General features: G+C 70.7%; 14 protein-coding genes, 1 tRNA gene and 5 pseudogenes. 15 read left to right on the top strand and 5 right to left on the bottom strand.

Going from position 1 to position 17,052, the window contains the following annotated elements; genetic code table 11:
- Window positions 1–9: 9 nt before the first annotated feature.
- Window positions 10–1,238, bottom strand: a pseudogene (locus tag KAE78_RS01550) (APC family permease).
- Window positions 1,239–1,346: 108 nt separating this feature from the next.
- Between KAE78_RS01550 and KAE78_RS01545 the strand changes: the two are divergent.
- The 11 genes and pseudogenes from KAE78_RS01545 to KAE78_RS01500 all read left to right on the top strand — a co-directional run bounded on the left by KAE78_RS01545 (window position 1,347) and on the right by KAE78_RS01500 (window position 9,540).
- A complete protein-coding gene (locus tag KAE78_RS01545; protein ID WP_223171471.1) occupies window positions 1,347–1,697 on the top strand; it encodes a GntR family transcriptional regulator in 351 nt (116 codons plus the stop codon).
- A 43-nt stretch (window positions 1,698–1,740) separates the two neighbouring features.
- The gene (locus KAE78_RS01540) at window positions 1,741–2,145 is read left to right on the top strand and encodes a DUF1648 domain-containing protein (RefSeq protein ID WP_223171470.1); all 405 of its coding nucleotides are present in this window, start codon (window positions 1,741–1,743) and stop codon (window positions 2,143–2,145) included.
- Window positions 2,055–2,693, top strand: coding sequence for an EbsA family protein (locus tag KAE78_RS01535; protein WP_223171469.1), 639 nt, complete (start codon window positions 2,055–2,057; stop codon window positions 2,691–2,693). Before KAE78_RS01540 ends, KAE78_RS01535 begins: the two co-directional genes overlap by 91 nt.
- A gap of 19 nt (window positions 2,694–2,712) precedes the next feature.
- Window positions 2,713–3,660, top strand: coding sequence for a CPBP family intramembrane glutamic endopeptidase (locus KAE78_RS01530; RefSeq protein ID WP_223171468.1), 948 nt, complete (start codon window positions 2,713–2,715; stop codon window positions 3,658–3,660).
- A 4-nt stretch (window positions 3,661–3,664) separates the two neighbouring features.
- Window positions 3,665–4,326, top strand: a pseudogene (locus tag KAE78_RS01525) (O-methyltransferase).
- A 94-nt stretch (window positions 4,327–4,420) separates the two neighbouring features.
- Window positions 4,421–5,701, top strand: a complete 1,281-nt coding sequence (eno, locus tag KAE78_RS01520) for a phosphopyruvate hydratase (protein ID WP_223171467.1) — start codon at window positions 4,421–4,423, stop codon at window positions 5,699–5,701.
- 24 nt (window positions 5,702–5,725) lie between these two features.
- Entirely contained in the window at window positions 5,726–6,256 is a 531-nt protein-coding gene (locus KAE78_RS01515; protein ID WP_223171466.1) for an FtsB family cell division protein, read from the top strand.
- A 29-nt stretch (window positions 6,257–6,285) separates the two neighbouring features.
- Window positions 6,286–6,794 (top strand): annotated as a pseudogene (locus KAE78_RS01510) (DUF501 domain-containing protein); the annotation flags it as partial.
- Window positions 6,795–6,859: 65 nt separating this feature from the next.
- Window positions 6,860–7,732 (top strand): S8 family peptidase, encoded by an 873-nt coding sequence (locus KAE78_RS18195; protein WP_317451814.1) that lies wholly within the window; start codon window positions 6,860–6,862, stop codon window positions 7,730–7,732.
- Entirely contained in the window at window positions 7,621–8,130 is a 510-nt protein-coding gene (locus tag KAE78_RS18190) for a S8 family serine peptidase (protein ID WP_317451813.1), read from the top strand. Before KAE78_RS18195 ends, KAE78_RS18190 begins: the two co-directional genes overlap by 112 nt.
- Before the next feature lie 15 nt (window positions 8,131–8,145).
- The gene (locus KAE78_RS01500; RefSeq protein WP_223171465.1) at window positions 8,146–9,540 is read left to right on the top strand and encodes an NAD(P)/FAD-dependent oxidoreductase; all 1,395 of its coding nucleotides are present in this window, start codon (window positions 8,146–8,148) and stop codon (window positions 9,538–9,540) included.
- 205 nt (window positions 9,541–9,745) lie between these two features.
- Here KAE78_RS01500 and KAE78_RS01495 read toward each other — a convergent pair whose 3' ends face one another.
- Together KAE78_RS01495 and KAE78_RS01490 are read right to left on the bottom strand one after the other, a co-directional pair.
- Window positions 9,746–10,054 (bottom strand): GIY-YIG nuclease family protein, encoded by a 309-nt coding sequence (locus tag KAE78_RS01495; RefSeq protein ID WP_223171464.1) that lies wholly within the window; start codon window positions 10,052–10,054, stop codon window positions 9,746–9,748.
- A gap of 249 nt (window positions 10,055–10,303) precedes the next feature.
- Window positions 10,304–10,377, bottom strand: a tRNA-Leu gene (locus KAE78_RS01490).
- A gap of 44 nt (window positions 10,378–10,421) precedes the next feature.
- Between KAE78_RS01490 and KAE78_RS01485 the strand changes: the two are divergent.
- From KAE78_RS01485 to KAE78_RS01475, 3 genes and pseudogenes are all read left to right on the top strand, one after another.
- Window positions 10,422–11,650: pseudogene (locus tag KAE78_RS01485) on the top strand (alanine racemase).
- Window positions 11,647–12,959: pseudogene (locus KAE78_RS01480) on the top strand (D-arabinono-1,4-lactone oxidase). Before KAE78_RS01485 ends, KAE78_RS01480 begins: the two co-directional pseudogenes overlap by 4 nt.
- A gap of 81 nt (window positions 12,960–13,040) precedes the next feature.
- Window positions 13,041–13,640, top strand: coding sequence for a LemA family protein (locus KAE78_RS01475; protein WP_223171463.1), 600 nt, complete (start codon window positions 13,041–13,043; stop codon window positions 13,638–13,640).
- A gap of 155 nt (window positions 13,641–13,795) precedes the next feature.
- Here KAE78_RS01475 and KAE78_RS01470 read toward each other — a convergent pair whose 3' ends face one another.
- Window positions 13,796–14,743: a hypothetical protein gene (locus tag KAE78_RS01470; RefSeq protein ID WP_223171462.1), complete on the bottom strand. Its 948-nt coding sequence runs from the start codon at window positions 14,741–14,743 to the stop codon at window positions 13,796–13,798.
- A complete protein-coding gene (locus KAE78_RS01465; RefSeq protein WP_223172367.1) occupies window positions 14,740–15,987 on the bottom strand; it encodes a winged helix-turn-helix domain-containing protein in 1,248 nt (415 codons plus the stop codon). The genes KAE78_RS01470 and KAE78_RS01465 overlap by 4 nt, the downstream gene beginning before the upstream one ends.
- A 156-nt stretch (window positions 15,988–16,143) precedes the next feature.
- Between KAE78_RS01465 and KAE78_RS01460 the strand changes: the two genes are divergently transcribed.
- The gene (locus tag KAE78_RS01460) at window positions 16,144–17,052 is read left to right on the top strand and encodes an AI-2E family transporter (protein ID WP_223171461.1); all 909 of its coding nucleotides are present in this window, start codon (window positions 16,144–16,146) and stop codon (window positions 17,050–17,052) included.

Raw genomic sequence — 17,052 nt, 5'->3', positions numbered from 1 at the left:
GGAGTGCGGCTATCGCTGCGGGAGGCGCAGGCGCAGCATCCGATACCCGATGCCGATGAGCACCACGACGATGCCCACGAGGGACGCGACCGCCGGCAGCGTGCTGACGAGCACCAGGCATCCGACGGCGCCGATGATCTGCAGCAGCCGTGGGTATCGGCGTGCCGCGCCCCGCTGCCGGAACGCCGACGCGTTCGCGATCAAGTAGTACAGCAGCACCCCGAAGGAGGAGAACCCGATCGCGCCGCGCAGATCCGCCAGGAGGACGATGAGGACGACGATCGCGGCGATCGTGACCTCCGCCCGGCGCGGCACCTGCCAGCGCTCGTCGATCACGCTGAGGAAGCGCGGCACATCCGACTCGCGGGCCATGGCGAGCGTCGTGCGTCCGATGCCGGTCAGCAGTGCCAGGAGCGCCCCGAGCGAGGCGGCCGCGGCCGCGATCCGCACGAGCGGGCCCGCCGCCGTCCAGCCGGCGGCCTCGACCACGCCGACGAGCGGTGCGGGGTGGGTGGCGGCATCCGCTCCGAGGGTCACGACGACCGCCGCGCAGACGAAGACGTACACCAGGAGCGTGCCGGCCAGGGCGAAGACGATCGCGCGGGGGATCGTGCGGGCGGGGTCCTGCACCTCCTCGCCCATGGTCGCGATGCGCGCGTAGCCGGCGAAGGCGAAGAACAGCAGGCCCGCACCCTGCAGCACCCCGTAGACCGTCGGGTCGGGGAGCGGGGGTGCCGCGGCATCCGGGGCCGCCGCCATGCCCGCCGCGACCACGACCGCGAGTCCGAGCAGCGTCACGACCACGAGGAGACGGGTCGCCAGGGCCGTGCGTGTCACGCCGAAGCAGTTCACGAGGGCCAGCGCGGCGACCGCGCCCACGGCGACGGGGTCTCCCAGCCCGCGGGAGCGGCGTAGGCGGCGAAGGTCATCGCCATCGCGGCACAGCTGGCGAGCTTGCCGATCACGAAGCACCACCCGGCGACGAAGCCCCACCAGGGCCCGATCTCGGCGCGCGCATAGGCGTAGGTGCCTCCGGCGACGGGGTGCACGGCGGCCAGCTGGGCCGAGGCGGTCGCGTTGCAGTAGGCCACGAGCGCGGCGATGGCGAGCGCGATCAGGATGCCGGAGCCGGCCACGCCGATCGCCGGAGCCCACACGGCGAAGACGCCGGCGCCGAGCATCGAGCCGAGGCCGATCGCTACCGCGTCGCGCTGCGTGAGGCGCCGGGCGAGAGACATTCCCGGATCGTGGCACCGTCAGGTGAACGGCAGGTGACATTCCCCGCGTGTTTCTATTATTCTAGTTTCATTAGAACTAGTGAATAGCGTGTTCGCGAAGGAGGTGCCATGCTCATCAGGATCGACCCGGAGAGCCCGGATCCGCTCTACGAGCAGGTCGCCGCCTCGGTGCACATCGCGATCCTGGACGGGCGCCTCGGTCCCGGCGACCGGCTCCCCACCGCCCGGGAGATCGCCGATCTGCTCGAGATCAACCTGCATACGGTGCTGCGCGCCTATCAGACGCTGCGCGACGAGGGTCTCATCGAGCTTCGCCGCGGTCGCGGAGCCGTCGTGACCGCCTCCGCAGCCAGGGTCACCGAGCTCGCCCGCGACATCCACGTGCTCGTCGCCCAGGCCGCCGCCCTCGGCATCTCACCGACCACTCTCGCCGCCCTCGTGAAGGAGACCTCCCTATGACCCCCGACGTCCGCCGCGCCCGCACCGCGTTCCTCTGGGTGGGGTGATCGTGCCGCTCGCGGTCATCGCGCTCGCGACCGCGATCGTGCTGGCCTGGCTGCCGCAGATCCCCGATCCCTCGGCGACGCACTGGTCGGGCGGCCATCCCGACGATTTCGGTCCGCCCTGGGTGCACCCCGTCCTGCTCGCGGGCGCCGGCGGAGGGATCGTCGCGCTCTTCGCGACCATCACGCTTCTCGCGCATCGCGCGACGCGGGGACGGATGCCGCGCGTCCGCAGTGGTCGGGCACCGCCCGCCTGCTGGGCGCGAGCGCCCTCGGCCTCTCCGCGTACCTGTCGTTCCTCACGCTCGCGGCGGTGGGGATCCAACGGGGCCTCGACGACGCCGCCGACGCCGCGAGCATCACACCGTGGGCGCTGGGCGGACTCGCGCTGCTGGTCGGAGTGACCGTGCTCGGCTGGTTCCTGCAGCCGAAGGCGGCGGGCGTTCCGCGGGAGACCGCGGTCGACGCCATCCCGCTCGCGCTCCGCGACGGGGAGCGCGCGGTGTGGGTCGGCACCGCGGCGATGGCCCGCAGCGGGATGATCGTGCTCGGCGTGAGCCTGTTCGTCCTCGCGCTGGCGACCGTCTTCTCCTTCGCCGCCGGCGGGGAGGCCGGCTGGATCACGGCGATCGTGCTGATCCTCGTCGCCGTGCTCGTGGCGACCATGCTCGTCTTCCGTGTGCGCATCACCGCTGACGGGCTCCTCGTTCGTTCTGCGGTCGGCTGGCCGCGCACCCGGATCCCGGCGGGGAGGTCGCCTCCGTCCGTGCCACCGAGATCGACCCCTTCGCGGAGTTCGGCGGATGGGGCTGGCGCTACGCTCTCGACGGTCGTCGCGGTGTCGTGCTCCGCAAGGGCGAGGCGCTGGAGGTCACGCGCCGGAACGGCACGGTGTTCGTCGTCACCGTCGATGACGCCGCCACCGCGGCATCCGTCCTCGCCGCCGCCGTGAAGAAGGGAGAGCCCGCCGAATGACCACCGCACCCGCCGTGCCCTGGCGCGCGGTCATCGTCTTCATCGTCACCGCCTGCGCGCTGGCCTGGCTCGTGGTGCTCCCGCTCTGGCTGGGCGACGGCCTCGCCGAGCCCTGGGCCGCTCTGATCCTCCCGGCGATGATGTTCACGCCGCTGCTGGCCACTCTGCTCGTCGTCTTCGCACTGCGGACGCCGCCGGACGGCCGCCTGCGGTTCCTGGGGATGTGGCCGCTGCGTCCGGCCAAGCGCGTGGTCTGGATGAGCGTGCTCGCCATCTTCGGCCCGCCCGTGATCGTCGCCACGACCATGTTCGCGGCCGCGGCGCTCGGGCTCGTGACCCTCGATCTCACTTTCGGCGCCCTCGCCGCCGAACTCGAAGCCGCGGCCCCGGGCATGCCGTTCCCGCCGGTCGAGCTCGTCGTCGCGCTCCAGCTTCTGCTGATCCCGTTCGGGGCGATCCTCAACAGCGTCCTCGCCTTCGGTGAGGAGATCGGATGGCGCGGCTGGCTCGTGCCGGCGCTGCGGCCGCTCGGCACCTGGCCCGCTCTCCTGCTCAGCGGTGCGATCTGGGGTCTGTGGCACTCGCCGATCATCCTGCTCGGCTACAACTTCGGGCGCACGGATGTCGTCGGCGTTCTGCTGATGACCGGCGGCTGCGTGGCCTGGGGCGTGCTGTTCGGATGGCTGCGCCTGCGGACGGGCTCGGTCTGGCCCGCGGTCTTCGCGCATGGGGCGCTCAACGCCGCAGCCGGAATGGTGCTGCTGTTCGCCGCACCCGGCGAGGCGATCGACCTCGCCCTGGCCGGCCCGCTCGGTCTCGTCTCCTGGGGCGTGATCGCCGTCATCGTCGTCGTCCTGGCGCTGACCGGGCAACTGCGGAGGCAGCCCGGGCTCGCGGCGCCGGCGGCGCCTCTTGACGGGCCGCCTCCCGGCGGGGTTGGCTGAAGGCATGGTCGATTCCACGCGTGAGAACTGGCGAGCCGTCGATGCGTTCCTGGCGGAGACGCTCGTCGGGAACGACGAGGCTCTCCAGGCGGCGCTGGCGGCGCAGGAGGCGGCAGGACTGCCGGCGATCGAGGTCGCCCCCGTCGCCGGAAAGCTCCTGCACCTGCTGGCCCGGATGTCCGGGGCGCGCCGCGTGCTGGAGATCGGCACGCTCGGCGGCTACTCGACGATCTGGCTCGCCCGCGCCGTCGGCGAGGGCGGAGGCGTGACCTCGATCGAGGCGGAGCCGGCCAACGCCGCCGTCGCCCGGGCGAACATCGACGCCGCCGGCCTCGGCGACCGGGTGGAGATCCTCGTCGGGCGGGGCGCGGACGTGCTGCCGACGCTGGACGGGCCCTTCGACCTGGTCTTCATCGATGCCGACAAGCAGTCCAACACGATCTACCTCGACCACGCCGCGCGCCTCGGCCGGCCGGGGACGGTGATCGTCCTCGACAACGTCGTGCGCGACGGCGAGATCGTCCGAGACGACACCGATGACGACATGGTCATCGGCACGCAGAACGCCCTGCGGATGCTGGGGAGGACCCGCGCTTCGAGGCGACCGCCCTCCAGACGGTCGGCGTGAAGGGCTGGGACGGCGTCGCGATCGCGCTCGTGCGCTGACGCCCGGCCTGTGGCGGAGCGGGGCGCCTGACTAGACTGAGGGCGGACCGACGTCGCTCCACTCCACATCCCCCTTTGAAGAAGGAGTCCTCCTGTGGCATTGATCGAGGCTGTAGGCGCGCGCGAGATTCTCGACTCGCGCGGAAACCCGACCGTCGAGGTGGAGGTGCTGCTCGACGACGGCATCGTCCAGCGCGCCGCTGTCCCCTCCGGTGCCTCCACAGGTGCCTTCGAGGCGTATGAGCTCCGCGACGGAGACAAGAGCCGCTACGGCGGCAAGGGCGTGCTCAAGGCGGTCGAGGCCGTCATCGACGAGCTCGGCCCGGCCATCGAGGGCGTCGAGGCGAGCGAGCAGCGCATCGTCGACGAGATCCTCATCGACACCGACGGCACCGAGAACAAGAGCCGTGCCGGCGCGAACGCGATCCTGGGCGTCAGCCTCGCCGTCGCCAAGGCCGCCGCCGACAGCGCCGACCTGCCGCTGTTCCGCTACCTCGGCGGCCCGAACGCGCACCTGCTGCCCGTTCCGCTGTTCAACGTCATCAACGGCGGCGAGCACGCCGACAACGGCATCGACATGCAGGAGTTCTTCCTCGCGCCGATCGGTGCCGAGACCTACTCCGAGTCGCTGCGCTGGGGCACCGAGACCTACCACGTGCTCAAGAGCGAGCTGAAGGCCGCCGGATACGCCACGGGCCTGGGCGACGAGGGCGGCTTCGCCCCCGACCTGCCCAGCAACCGCGAGGGCCTGGACTTCCTGATCACCGCGATCGAGAAGGCCGGCTTCACGCCCGGCACCGACATCGCGCTGGGCCTGGACGTCGCCGCGACCGAGTTCTTCGAAGGCGGCGTCTACCGCCTCGAGAACAAGGACTGGTCGGCCGACCAGCTCATCGAGTACTACGCCGGCCTCGTCGCCGACTACCCGATCGTCACCATCGAGGACGCGCTCGCCGAGGACGACTGGGACGCCTGGAAGGCCCTCACCGACACGCTCGGCACGAAGGTACAGCTCGTCGGCGACGATTTGTTCGTCACCAACCCGCAGCGCCTGGCAGACGGCATCGCCCGCGGCGTCGGCAACTCGCTGCTGGTGAAGGTCAACCAGATCGGCACGCTCACCGAGACCTTCGACGCGGTCAGCCTCGCCCAGCGCTCCGGCTACACGGCGATGCTCTCGCACCGCTCGGGCGAGACCGAGGACACCACGATCGCCGACCTCGTCGTGGCCACCAACGCGGGCCAGATCAAGGCCGGTGCGCCTGCTCGCAGCGAGCGCGTCGCGAAGTACAATCAGCTTCTGCGCATCGAAGAGGAACTCGGCGATGCCGCCGTCTTCGCGGGCCGCTCGGCGTTCCCGCGCTTCAACGGCTGACGCACAGTTCTGAGAAGGGGAGTCATGGTCAAGCGCCCGGCTCCCCCTTCGTCGTCCCCGACGGCGTCGACATCGGATGCCGCAGGCCGCCCGAGGGCGCCGCGGCGCGAGGCGCGCAGGGTCGACGTGGGGGAGTGGACCAGCGGCATCCGCCTGTCCACCTTCTCGGTGATCATGCTGTCGCTGGTGATCCTCGCCGCCTGGGTGCTCGTGCCCACATTCGGCACCTACATCGATCAGCGTCAGAAGATCGCGGCGCTGGAGGAGTCGGTGCAGGTCAGCCTCGAGGAGATCGCGGCGCTGGAGCGCGAGCGCGAGCGCTGGCAGGACCCCGCGTACATCACGACGCAGGCGCGGGAGCGGCTGTACTATGTGCGGCCGGGCGAGGTCGTCTACCTCGTCGAGAACGACCTGGACCCCTCGGATCTGCCGAGGGAGCAGGAGCCGGTCAGCGACGAGCTCGAGGCCAAGGCGTCGGAGTGGATGCCGCAGCTGCTGCGCAGCGTCACCGCGGCGGGCCTGGCGCGTACGGCCGTGCCCGCCGAGGACGGCTGATCCTCAGACTCGATCGGTACGCTGGATGAGTGACCACTCCGCCTTTCGCCGTGCCCACCGACGCTGACATCGCGGTCGTCTCCGCACAGCTCGGACGCCCCGCGCGCGGCGTCGTGGGGATCGCCGCCCGGTGCACGTGCGGCAACCCCACCGTGGTCGCCACGACCCCGCGCCTCCCCGACGGCACGCCCTTCCCCACCTTCTACTACCTCACCCACCCCGCGGCGACCGCGGAGATGTCCCGGCTCGAGGCGAACCAGGTGATGCCGGAGCTCGCGGCCACGCTCGACGACGAGGACATTGCGGCGGCGTATCTGCGCGCGCACGAGGCCTTCCTCGCCGATCGCGCGCAGTTCGGCGACGTCCCCGAGATCGAGGGGATCTCCGCGGGGGCATGCCCACCCGCGTGAAGTGCCTGCACGCACTCGTCGGACATGCCCTGGCCGCCGGAGCCGGCGTCAACCCGATCGGCGACGCCGCACTGGCGCGATCGGCCTGGTCGCCCGAGCGCTGCGCCTGCGACGACCCCGGCGCGGCCCTGCGTCCCGCGGAGAGTCCGGGGCGGGCCACGTATGACGGCACGTCGGGGGCGTTCCGGGGTTCGTGGCCGCAGCGGCGGTCGCGGCATCCGTTCTGCTGACCGCCGCCGCCCCGTCGGAGGACGAGGAGCTCGAAGAGCCCATGGATCCGGTCCGCGCGGCGCAGTACTGGCTCGACGGCGCCCGCATCACGGAGGCCTGGGAGGTCACGCGCGGCAAGGGCGTGACGATCGCGATCATCGACACGGGCGTGGGGAACGTCCCTGAAGCCTTCGGCAACGCCGTCATCGGCGGCACGGACGTGTCGGGGATCGGCACGCCCGACGGGCGCACGCCCCTCGGCGCGGTCGACGGCGATCACGGCTCCTGGGTCGCCTCGCTCGCGGCGGCACGGGGTCGCCCTGACGGGACCGGGATGATCGGGGTGGCCCCCGAGGCGGATCTGCTGTCGATCTCGGTCGGCTTCGGCGCCTCGGCGGCGGTGCCCTTCGTGGACCAGATCGCCGAGGCCATGGTCTGGGCCGTCGACAACGGCGCCGATGTCATCAACCTCTCGTTCACGACCAACACGCTCGACTGGGATCCCAGTTGGGACGACGCCTTCCTGTACGCCTTCGAGAACGACGTCGTGGTGGTCGTCGCCGCCGGGAACCGCGAGAGCGGCACCACGATCGTCGGCGCCCCCGCCACGATCCCGGGCGTGCTCACCGTCGCCGGCGTCGACCAGACCGGCCAGGCGAGCGAGGCCGCCTCCACCCAGGGCATCACGATCGGCATCTCGGCGCCCAGCGAAGGGCTTCTGGGGTCTCCGCCAACGGCGAGCTGGTGTCCTGGCGCGGCACGAGCGGTGCGGCACCCATCGTCGCGGGGGCCGCGGCGCTCGTGCGCGCCGCCCACCCGGAGCTGGACGCGGCCAACGTCATCAACCGGATCCTGAAGACCGCGATCCCCGTGCCGGGCGGGGCGAGGTCCCGCGTTCTCTACGGGCAGGGGCTCCTGGACGCGGCGGCGGCGGTGTCGGCATCCGTCGCTCCCGTCGCGAAGAATCCGATGGGGGATCTGAAGGAGTGGATCCGGCTCTATCGGCGTGCGGAGGCCACCCCGCCGAGCATGGAACCCGAGGAGACGACCGTCGAACTGCCTCCGCTGCCGGCGGCAGAACCCCCGGCGGAGCCTGCTTCTCCGCTGCTGCCGAGCGAAGAGACGCTGCTGTACGGTACGCTTCCGCTGGTTGCGCTCACCGTCCCTGGTATTCTAGTTGCGCTCGGCGTCACTGCAGCTGCCCGACGCATTCGTCTGGCGCGCTCGCGCACGCCTTCGCTCACCGACAACTGAGGAGTTGTTATCCCCGTGCCCAAGATCCTGATCGTCGGTGGCGGCTACGCCGGCTTCTACACCGCATGGAAGCTCGAGAAGCACCTTCGCAAGGGCGAAGCCGATGTGACGCTGGTCGACCCGCTTCCGTACATGACCTACCAGCCGTTCCTGCCGGAGGTCGCGGCAGGCTCGATCGAGGCGCGTCACTCCGTCGTCGCGCATCGTCGGCACCTCAAGCGCACGAACGTCATCACCGCGAAGGTCACCGGCATCGATCACGCGAACAAGGTCGCCACGATCACCCCTTCGGTCGGAGACCCCTTCGAGCTCGAGTACGACCAGATCGTCGTGACCGCCGGTGCGGTCTCGCGCACCTTCCCGATTCCGGGCATCGCCGACAACGCGATCGGCCTGAAGACGATCGAGGAGGCCGTCGCGATCCGTGACCGCCTGATGTCGAACTTCGACCGCGCGGCGTCGCTCCCCGCCGGTCCCGAGCGCGACCGCCTGCTGTCGGTCGTGGTCGTCGGCGGCGGCTTCGCCGGCATCGAGGTCTTCGCCGAGCTGCGCTCGCTCGCCTCGGCGCTCGTGGGCAAGTACCCGCAGCTGACCTTCGACGACACCCACTTCCACCTCATCGAGGCGATGGGGCGCATCATGCCCGAGGTGTCACTCAAGACGAGCGAGTGGGTGCTCAAGGACCTCGCCAAGCGCGGTGCCTACGTGCACCTGGACACGCAGGTCACCGGCGCCATCGACGGCAACGTCGAGCTCTCCACGGGCGAGGTCATCCCGACCGACCTGATCATCTGGACCGCCGGGGTCATGGCCAACCCCACCGTCGTGCGCGGCAGCGATCTCCTCGTCGAGGAGCGCGGCCGCATCCAGACCCGTGCCGACCTGCGCGTGGGCACCGAAGACGAGATCGTCGAGGGCGCCTGGGCCGCCGGCGACGTCTCGGCCGTTCCCGATCTCTCGGGCGGCGGCGTGGGCGGCTACTGCGTGCCCAACGCGCAGCACGCCGTGCGCCAGGCGAAGCTCCTCGCGAAGAACCTCGTGGCGGTGCTCCGCGGCGAGGAGCCCCGGGAGTACTTCCACAAGAACATGGGTGCCGTCGCCGGTCTCGGCCTCTACAACGGCGTCTTCCAGTCCGGCAGGCTCGCACTCAAGGGCTTCATCGCCTGGGTCGCCCACCGCGGCTACCACGGCCTGGCCATGCCGACGTGGGAGCGCAAGTGGCGCGTGCTGTGGGGCTGGTGGAACAACCTCTGGCTGGGTCGCGACCTGGTCAACCTCCAGCGCGTGCAGCACCCGCGGTACGTCTTCGAGGAGTTCGCGGCGCGTCCGCGTCCGGCCAGCGCCGCTGCTGCCGCGCCGAAGCCGGCCAAGGCCGAGAAGGAGCCCGTCAAGGAGAGCGTCGCCTCCTAGCGTTCCCGCCCGCCTCGCTGGTTGAGCGGCACCGCTTTGTCGTCGGCCGCGGGTTGAGCGGCGGCGCAGCCGCCTGTCCGCCCTGCTGGTTGAGCGGCGGCGCAGCCGCCTGGTCGAAACCTGACGGTCGTGGTTTCGACCAGTTCGCTTCGCGAACGCTCAACCACCGGGTGGTGTGGTTTCGACCGGTTCGCTTCGCGAACGCTCAACCATCGGATGACTGGTCGCGGTTTCGTGCGTTGCGGGAGAGTTCGGGCAGCAAGGAGAAGCGTCCTTCGACGAGTGCCTTGCGTTTCGCTCGCGACCATCCCTGGACCTGCTTCTCGAAGTAGTACGCCTCATCGACGCGTTCGAACGGCTGCGAGAAGACCACACGCACCGGGCGGCGGCGTCGAGTATAGGCGGCGCCCTCGCCGTCGGCGTGCTGGCGAAGTCTCCGCTCCAGGTCGCGAGTGCTGCCGACGTAGTAGCTCCCGTCGGCGCATTCGAGGATGTACATCCAGGCTGTGGTCATGCGGGCGAATGTAGCCGGTCGACGCCTCGCCCAGGATGGGGTGTGGATAACCGGGTGGCCGGTCGGCCGCTGGTTGAGCGGCGGCGTAGCCGCCTGTCTGCCCTGCTGGTTGAGCGGCGGCGCAGCCGCCTGGTCGAAACCTGACGGTCGTGGTTTCGACCGGTTCGCTTCGCGAACGCTCAACCATCGGGTGGTGTGGTCTCGACCGGTTCGCTTCGCGAACGCTCAACCACCGGATGAGGTCTTCAGTGCCCCTGCGGGGATTCGAACCCCGACTGAAGCGATTTTAAGTCGCCTGCCTCTGCCGGTTGGGCTACAGGGGCGCACCACGAAGGTAACTTCAGCGTAGCCGTCGTATGGTGGGGGAGTGCTCGATCTCATCGCCGAACCGACCGCACCGCATCAGGGCTGGAACGACCCCTCACGGTGGTGGCCGCGCCTGACCGCGGCGACGTCGCACCTCGCCGCGCCGGTCGCGGTGATCGACCTCGACGCCCTCCGGCACAACGCGATGGACCTGCTCGTGCGCGCCGGCGGCGTGCCGATCCGCGTCGCGACGAAGTCGGTGCGCGTGCGCGCCGTCCTCGATGCGGTGCTGCAGATCCCCGGCTACCGCGGCCTCCTGGCCTTCCAGCTCTCCGAGGCCCTGTGGCTGGCCGAGACCTACGACGACATCGTGCTCGGCTATCCGACCGTCGATCGCGCGAGCCTGGAGCGGCTCGTGCGCGACGAGGTCGCCGCCGCCCGCATCACCCTCATGGTGGACGACCACTCCCAGCTCGACCTGATCGACGAGATCGCCCCGCCGGGAAAGCGCCCGAGGATCCGCGTCGCGATCGACGCCGACGCCTCCCTGCGCGCGCCGATCGTCGGACATGTCGGGGTGCGCCGCTCGCCGCTGTTCACGGCATCCGATGTCGCGCGCTTCGCGCGCTCTGTGCACGAGCGCGACGGCTTCCGGCTCGTGGGCCTGCAGATGTACGAGGCGCAGCTCGCGGGCGTCGGCGACGACGCGGGCAGCGATGCGCCGGTGATCCGGATGCTGCAGAAGCGCTCCCGCGAGGAACTGCGCGTGCGGCGGGCGGAGATCGCCGACGCGCTGACCGCCCTCGCCCCGCTGGAGTTCCTCAACGGCGGCGGCACCGGATCGCTGGAGTTCACCGGCAGCGACGAAGCGGTCACCGAGGCGACCGCCGGCAGCGGGCTGCTGGCCGGTCACCTCTTCGACGGATACCGCTCCTTCCAGCTGGCCCCGGCGTCCGCCTTCGCCTTCGACGTCGTCCGCCGTCCCACGGGCGACATCGCCACCGTGCTCGGCGGCGGCTGGATCGCCTCCGGACCGGCGGAGCAGTCGCGTCAGCCGCGGCCGGTCTGGCCGCAGGGCTGCGCGCGCTGCCGCGCGAGGGCGCGGGCGAGGTGCAGACGCCGCTGCAGGGCCTGGCCGCCGCGGCGCTCCGGCCAGGCGATCGCGTCTGGTTCCGCCACGCGAAGAGCGGGGAGCCCGCCGAACGGGTCAACAGCTACCACCTCGTCGCCGGTGACCGGGTCGTCGACGAGCTTCCGACCTATCGCGGCGAAGGGAAGGCCTTCCTGTGACCAGGCCCGGCGGCACTTGGCGCAACTGGGCCCGCTCGGCCTCGATCCGCCCGATCCGCGTCGAGCGACCCCGCAGTCCCGAAGGCGTGCAGCGGGCGGTGCGCGCCGCCGCGGGCAAGGGCTGCGGGTCAAGGCCGTCGGCGCCGGGCACAGCTTCACCGGCATCGCCGCGGCACCCGACGTGCTGCTCGAGCTCGACGACCTCCAGGGGCTCGTCTCGGCGGATGCCGCCACCGGCCGGGTCACACTCCTGGCCGGGACGCGTCTGCACCGCATCCCCGCACTCCTCGCGCCCCACGGACTCGCGATGGAGAACCTCGGCGACATCGACCGGCAGTCGATCTCCGGGGCGATCTCCACCGGGACGCACGGCACCGGAGCGGGATTCGGCGGCATCGCCGCCCAGGTCGTCGGGGTCACCCTCATCACGGCGGCCGGCGACTTCCTCCGCATCGATGAGGACAACAACCCCGAGCTGCTCCCCGCGGTCGCACTGAGCCTGGGCGCGTTGGGCATCCTGGTCGAGGTGACGCTGCAGTGCGTCCCCGCTTTCGTCCTGCACGCGATCGACGAACCGGTCGCCCTGGAGGAGCTGCGCGAGAGCCTCGACGAGCGGGTGGCGGCATCCGATCACTTCGAGTTCTACTGGTTCGCCCACACCGACGTCGCGCTCACGAAGCGGCAGCAGAGGCTCGCCGCGGATGCGGCCCTGCAGCCCCTCCCGGCGGTCGGGAAGTGGATCGACGAGACGCTGCTCTCCAACGGTGTGTACCGGGCCGTGTGCGGGGCATCGCGATTCATCCCCGCGATCACGCCGCCGTTCAACCGGCTCGCCGTGACGCTCACCGGCGACCGTGAATACACCGAGCGGTCGCACCGCGTGTTCACCCAATCGCGCACGGTGCGCTTCCGGGAGATGGAGTACGCGCTGCCCGTCGAGCACACCCTCGCCGCCTTCGACGAAGTGCGGGCGCTGATCGAGCGGCGCGGGTGGCGCATCGAGTTCCCGATCGAGGTGCGCTTCGCCGCATCCGACGATCTCTGGCTCTCCACTGCGCACGGGCGGACGAGCGGCTACATCGCCGTGCATCGCTATTGGCGCGTCGATCCCTCGGAGTACTTCCGAGAAGTCGAGCAGATCATGCTCGCCCACGGCGGCCGGCCGCACTGGGGCAAGATGCACACGCTCACCGCCGAGGATCTGCGTGAACGCCATCCGCGCTTCGACGACTTCCTCGCCGTGCGCGACCGCCTCGACCCCGAGCGACGGTTCGCCAACCGCTATCTCGAGCGGGTGCTCGGCGACTGACGCCGATTCGCAGGCACTGCCCAGCGATGCGTGTCGGGCGCACGGCTAGGATGGACGAAAGGCTGAAGGGGGTCTCCGACCATGGAGTGGCTTGTACCGGTACTGATCGTCGTCGGGGTGCTCGTCCTGCTCGGAATCTATCTCTGGGCGACCTACAACTCCCTCGTGCAGCTGAACGTCCGCGTCGACGAGGCGTGGAGCGGCATCACGGTGCAGCTCAAGCGTCGTGCCGATCTCATTCCGAACCTCATCGAGTCGGTCAAGGGCTACGCGGCGCACGAAAAGTCGGTCTTCGAGAACGTGACGCGCGCCCGGGCCGAGACGCTGAACGCCTCCGGACCGGCTGAGGCCGGCATCGCCGAGGGGCATCTGCAGCAGGCGCTGCGCAGCCTCTTCGCCGTCGCCGAGGCGTATCCGCAGCTGCAGGCCAGCCAGAACTTCCTTCAGCTGCAGCACTCGATCGTCGACGCCGAAGACAAGATCCAGGCGGCCCGCCGTTTCTACAACGGCGGCGTGCGCGAGCTCAACACCAAGATCAAGGTGTTCCCGAACAACCTGTTCGCCCGGGGGCTCGGTTTCACCGAACGCGAGTTCTTCGAGGTCGCCGATGGTGCGGCGATCTCCGAGCCGCCCGCGTGCAGTTTTGACACGAGAAGCCTCAATGCGCCGCAGGCGCGTTGAGGCTTCTGCGTGTCAAGGTTGAGCGAGCCGTAGGCGAGTCGAAACCTCAGGCCGATCCCGCGCCGCAGGCGCGTTGAGGCTTCTGCGTGTCAAGGTTGAGCGAGCCGTAGGCGAGTCGAAACCTCAGGCCGTTCCCGCGCCGCAGGCGAGAAACCTCATCGTCCGACGGTCCCTGAGCCTGTCGAAGGGTCACCACACCTGCAGCACGACCTCCTCGGGGTCAGCAGCACATCGCCGCGCACGCCCCACTCGCTCGCGCGGTAGGTGAACGAGGCGGCGTCGCCGGCATGATCGATGCCGGACACCGTCGTCACGAGCGTGCCTCCGGTCGCATGGAACCGCTCCGGATCGAGCGCCACGGCCGGGTACTGCTCGATCCGATGGCGGAACTGCTCGGCCACCACGAGATCCGCGCCCCAGGGGATGCGGATGCCGCAGTTCGCGGGGACCTCCCGGGCGCTCACCGTGCACGCCTGCAGATGCGCGTCCAGCTGGGCCTGGGCCGCCGCGATCAACGTCTCGTTCACCGGCGACTCGAGTGTGACGGTGTGCGCCCGGCCGGCGAGCACGGCGACGGTGGGGACCTCGTCGAGCAGCATGCGGGGCGAGGCGTGCACCTCGTAGCGCGCAGGCAGGAGTGCTGTTGGCACACCGAGCGGGATGAGCGATGCGCCGACGGCGGCATCCGCGCCCCAGTCGGCCTCGACGGTGACGGTGCCCAGAAGGGTGTCGGATGCCGCGATCCACCCGTCGTCGCCCCGGTGGAACCGCACGTCCGCCCGGTGCTCCTGCCCGCCGAGCTCGTAGACGACCGTGACGATCGTGGCCGAGTCCGAGGCCTCCGAGCCGGTGACGGCAGAGGAGGAGAGATACTCGTCGGCGTGGGCGAAGGCGGTGCGCGCGGCATCCGACACCTCGACACCCGTCGCGGCGAGGAGGTCGGTGTCACCGGTCTCCAGTGCCAGGAGGAGTACATGAGCGGTGTCTTCGGCCGTCAGGGTGCGCGACGCGGACCACCAGGCGGCGCCGGCTCCGATCGCCACGGCGCAGACCCCGGCGAGCACCCACCATCGCTTTCGCGTCTGCCGCGTCTCGCTCATCATGCGCCCGGCCCCTGCTCATGGCGACCGACCGCACGAGTCGCGCGCAGGGCGTCGGCGACGGCATCCGTGGCCGTGCCCCAACCCGACACCGAGATGTCTTCCAGCTGCTGCCAATCGGCGGCGTGGGCGAGCTCGGCGGCGATGTGCACCGCGTCGCCGGGTGCGGCGGAGGGCTCCCACCACGCCGACTGCACGAGCAGGGTCGAGGAGGCGCGGTCGGCCTTGAGGTCGACACGGGCGGCGATGCGGTCGCCCACGAGCACGGGGAGCGAGTAGTAGCCGTAGCGGCGCTTCGCGGCCGGCGTGTAGATCTCGATGCGGTAATCGAGGTCGAAGGCGCGCAGCGCCCGCTCGCGGAACCACACGACCGGATCGAAGGGGGAGAGGATCGCCGCCGTCTCCACCCGCCGCGGCCGCGCCGCGTCGCGGTGCCGCCAGGCCGGAATCGGTCGCCCGTCGGCCTCCCAGCCGCGCACGCGCACCGGCACGAGTTCGCCCTCCTCGACGAGAGCGGCGATCGCGGGCTTGGTCTGCGCGTGCCGCAGCCGGTGGTAGTCGGCGAGATCGGAGGCCGTGCCCACGCCGTAGGCGCGGGTGGCGCGGCGGACGAGCTCGTGCACGGCAACCGTCTCGGGCACCTCCGCCGCGAGGATCTCGGCGGGGATCACGTGCTCGGCCAGGCCGTAGCGGCGCTCGAATCCGTTGCGCCCTGCCACCGCGACGTCGCCGGTGCGCCAGAGATGCTCGAGGGCCAGCTTGACGTCGTCCCAGTCCCACCAGGTGCCACGGACGCGCGGCGCATCGGCCCGGATCTCGGCGGGGCGCAAAGGGCCGCGATCGCGCAGCTCATCGAGCACCCAGTTCATCGTGCGGGCGTTGTGCGCGAACCAGGACTGGTCGTCGGCGAGCCATTTCTTGCGGAACTGCTCCATGCGGAAGCGCCACAGCGGCCAGTCGTCCACGGGGATGAAGGTCGCCTCGTGTGCGACGTACTCGACGTAGCGGGTGGTGCGGGCGAGGAAGGACCGGTCCAGGAGCGTCGGGTCGTACGCCCCCAGCCGGGCGAAGGCCGGCATGTAGTGCGAGCGCGCGAAGACGTTCACCGAGTCGATCTGCAGGACCCCGAGCCGATCCATCATGCCGTGCAGGTGCCGCGGTGCGACGCGCGCGGGGCGCCGGCGGGTGAACCCCTGCGCGCCGAGCGTCATGCGACGAGCTGCGGCGGCGCTGAGGGATTCGGTCACGACGGCCAGCGTACCCGGCGGGTACGACACAGGAGACTCCCGGCCCGCCCCGTAGACTTGCGTCATGAGCGACGAGAAGCGACCCCGGATGCGGGATCTCATCCAACGCCGCATCTTCACCGCCGAGACCGACCGGGGCGTTCCCCCGCGCTGCAGTTGACGGCGAGCTTCGCCTGGCGTTTCATCGTGATCGCCGCGGCGGCCGCGATCCTCGTCTGGATCGTGATGCAGCTGAGCCTTCTGGTCATTCCGCTGCTGCTGGCGATCCTGCTCACGGCCCTGCTCTGGCCGATCTTCGAGCTCATGCTGCGTGCCCACTTCCCGCGCTGGCTCGCGGTCGTGCTGGCGATCCTCGGGACGATCGCGATCGTGACGGGCCTGCTGTGGCTGGTCGGCTGGCAGATCGCGGTGGAGTGGCCCTCCGTGCGCGAGCGCTCGATCGAGGCCTACGAGGACTTCCGGACGTTCCTCATCGAGGGTCCGCTGCACATCTCGCCCGAGCAGATCAGCGCCTTCCTCGACGAGATGGTGGCGCTCATCCAGGAGCAGTCCCAGCTGCTGTGGACCGGCGCACTGGCGATCGGCTCGACGGCCGGGCAGATCGCGACCGGAGCCCTCCTGGCGCTGTTCATCCTGATCTGCCTCCTCGCCGACGGCGCCGGCATCTGGCGCTGGACGGTCAAGCTGTTCCCGCGCGCAGCCCGGCCCGCCGTCCACACGGCAGCCCTGAACGGCTGGGCCACGGTCATCAACTACGCCCGCACCCAGCTCCTGGTCGCCACGATCGACGCGATCGGCATCGGGCTCGGTGCGTTCCTGCTGGGCGTCCCGCTGGCCATCCCCATCGCGGTGCTGGTGTTCCTGGGCTCGTTCATCCCCTTCGTCGGTGCCGTCGTCACGGGCGCCCTCGCCGTCTTCCTCGCCCTCGTCTACAACGGACCCTGGATCGCGTTCTGGATGCTGGTGGTCGTGCTCGGCGTGCAGCAGCTGGAGGGCAGGTCCTGCAGCCGCTCATCATGGGCTCGGCCGTCAAGGTGCACCCGCTGGCCATCGTCCTCGTCGTGA

Origin of the sequence: Microbacterium sp. NIBRBAC000506063 (assembly GCF_017968845.1) — a bacterium.
Lineage (GTDB): Bacteria > Actinomycetota > Actinomycetes > Actinomycetales > Microbacteriaceae > Microbacterium.
Note: the sequence above shows the minus strand (reverse complement) of the source record. Positions and strands in the feature narration are given on the sequence as shown.